This window comes from Methanospirillum sp., from assembly GCF_035406105.1.
Classification (GTDB): Archaea; Halobacteriota; Methanomicrobia; order Methanomicrobiales; family Methanospirillaceae; genus Methanospirillum.
The window spans coordinates 1-1987 of the sequence record NZ_DAONKG010000315.1; the positions used below are offsets into that span (position 1 = coordinate 1).

The 1987-nt window shown below is 53.0% G+C and carries 4 protein-coding genes; all 4 read right to left on the reverse strand.

Annotation, left to right across the window (positions count from 1 at the left end):
* Positions 1-503, reverse strand: a 503-nt coding sequence (locus PLA23_RS12930; protein ID WP_324475458.1) for a biotin operon repressor, incomplete at its 3' end; no start/stop codon positions are given.
* Positions 504-508: 5 nt separating this feature from the next.
* Entirely contained in the window at positions 509-931 is a 423-nt protein-coding gene (locus tag PLA23_RS12935) for a DUF2111 domain-containing protein (RefSeq protein WP_324330537.1), read from the reverse strand.
* A gap of 31 nt (positions 932-962) precedes the next feature.
* Positions 963-1544: a hypothetical protein gene (locus PLA23_RS12940; protein WP_324475459.1), complete on the reverse strand. Its 582-nt coding sequence runs from the start codon at positions 1542-1544 to the stop codon at positions 963-965.
* Positions 1545-1987, reverse strand: a 443-nt coding sequence (locus tag PLA23_RS12945; protein ID WP_324475460.1) for an RtcB family protein, incomplete at its 5' end; no start/stop codon positions are given.

Below are 1987 nucleotides of genomic sequence, written 5' to 3' on the forward strand. Positions count from 1 at the left end.
CGGAGCACCCGTGCGACAGAGACCGATGCGGCCAGGGTGAGCATGAAGAGCTGCTCGATGGGTACCTGTGGCTGGAGGATGATCGTGACCCAGATACCGCCTGCCGGTGATACCCAGGCCCTCCCCATCCTGCCAATACCACCGGTCTGCTCTTCAGCGATGATAACCATGCCGTTCATCTCATCAATACCACCCTGCTCTGCGAGATCTTTGCCATACCAGATTGTGGACGGGATACTCTCAAAAAATCGCATCTTCCGCCCGATGAATCTGGTCTTTAGGTGCTTGTAAATAATATGGGGCCGATAATCCTGGTTTTTGTCATGAAGGACATACCCTTCCTCACCAGATGCGGAAATATCGTATCCAAGCTGTCGCAGCTCATTGATATGTTTCCAGACTGCCGACCTGGAAAGGGAGAGCGCCTCTGCTATCTCACTGGTCTCAACTGGTTTATCGGATTTTTCAAGAATTTCAAGGACTTTAAATGCCTGTGTATACATTCATATCACCGCTTTGCCCTGATCTGCTCTGTTGGAAGGGGGCAGGGATCTTTCCCACAGACCTGTTTTATGATGGTGGACTGGTGCTCCATGAGCGTTGCCAGGTCAAATATTCCTGTTATATCCACCAGTCCGATCGCTGCTATGGTCTTCCCTGCTTCATCCTTTATTGGGGCGACGATTACCGGGATTCCTTTATATTGTCCTGTTGACGGAGTAACTTTACGGATCTCTCCCGCCGTAAGGACCTCTTCAAGGATCGGGCCTGAATAGTCGTCATCAACAATTGCTCCTTCTTCTATCCGAATCCCCCGTCGTTCCAATGACCGGGCAGTCACCGGGAGTTTTCCCACCATCTCGTGAATTGCCATGCAGATCGGAATAAAGTCCGATGCTGCCGCCTGCTCAGATATGATATATCGGCTCATCATCTTCCCTCAATAATTCCCTTGTGTCAGATTACAATAATCCTTCGCTCTCACGTGCGCAGAACTCGCGGATAAAGCGATGTGACGGATATTCGTGCAGGCTTGCAACCAGAATCCGTCCTGATCCACAGGGGATGTCCAGCATGACCGGCCCTTGCGGTGCCTGCAGGATCACCTGACTTTGTATATCATCTCCCGTACCATGCACTGTACCATCGATTGATACCTCACCGTTTCCATCTTCAAGTATAGAAGGAATGGGGTGGTCACGTTGCGTCAGTGATGTTAAGGAAAAGCCGTACCGGTAGGTGATTGGAACCGGCAGCCAGTCATAGGCATCAAAGAGGTCTGATCCAGCTCCAAATGCAAGGAGTGTCCCTCCCCCCTCCACATACCTCCTGATACGGGGCCTGATCGCCCGGAGCGCTGCAAGGACACTGGTATGGCCGGGGCATGCAAATCCTGCCGGAATGACAAGGCCATGCAGCCTGCGTCTGAAAAAAGGTGCGGCGAGCAGATGGGGTGTCACAAGTTCACAGGTATGACCACAGTCTTCGATGAAACGGGTAAACAGTACCGGTCCGTCCCAGAGAACTGCCACCTGCAGAGCCATCTACCCTTTGATCACTCCGAGAGGTTCAAGCCGTGCCACAAGCCTGGAGAGACCAAGGGCATGAACCACCGATACCACTTCTGACGATGATTTGTATGCAGCCGGTGCTTCTTCCGCGATGGCGCCGTCATGCGGTGCCCTGACCATAATGCCGGCCTTACCCAGAGTCTCCCTGATATCTTTCCCCTGAATCTTCTTCTTTGCCTGGGACCGTGAAAGAACCCTGCCAGCACCATGACAGGTGGAACCGAAGGTCCGGCTCATGGCAACAGCGGTCCCTTTCAGGAGGTACGAGGATGAACCCATGCTTCCCGGGATGATGACCGGTTGACCTACCTGTTCGTAATCAGCTGGAACATCAGGGCACTTGGGACCGAATGCACGAGTTGCCCCCTTCCGGTGGACACAGACCCGTATCTTTCGTCCGTCGACGTCATGCTCTT

Excerpts from the sequence above, each read along its gene's own strand:
- PLA23_RS12935 (WP_324330537.1), bottom strand. The coding sequence starts at position 931 with ATGAGCCGATATATCATATCTGAGCAGGCGGCAGCATCGGACTTTATT.
- PLA23_RS12940 (WP_324475459.1), bottom strand. The coding sequence starts at position 1,544 with ATGGCTCTGCAGGTGGCAGTTCTCTGGGACGGACCGGTACTGTTTACC.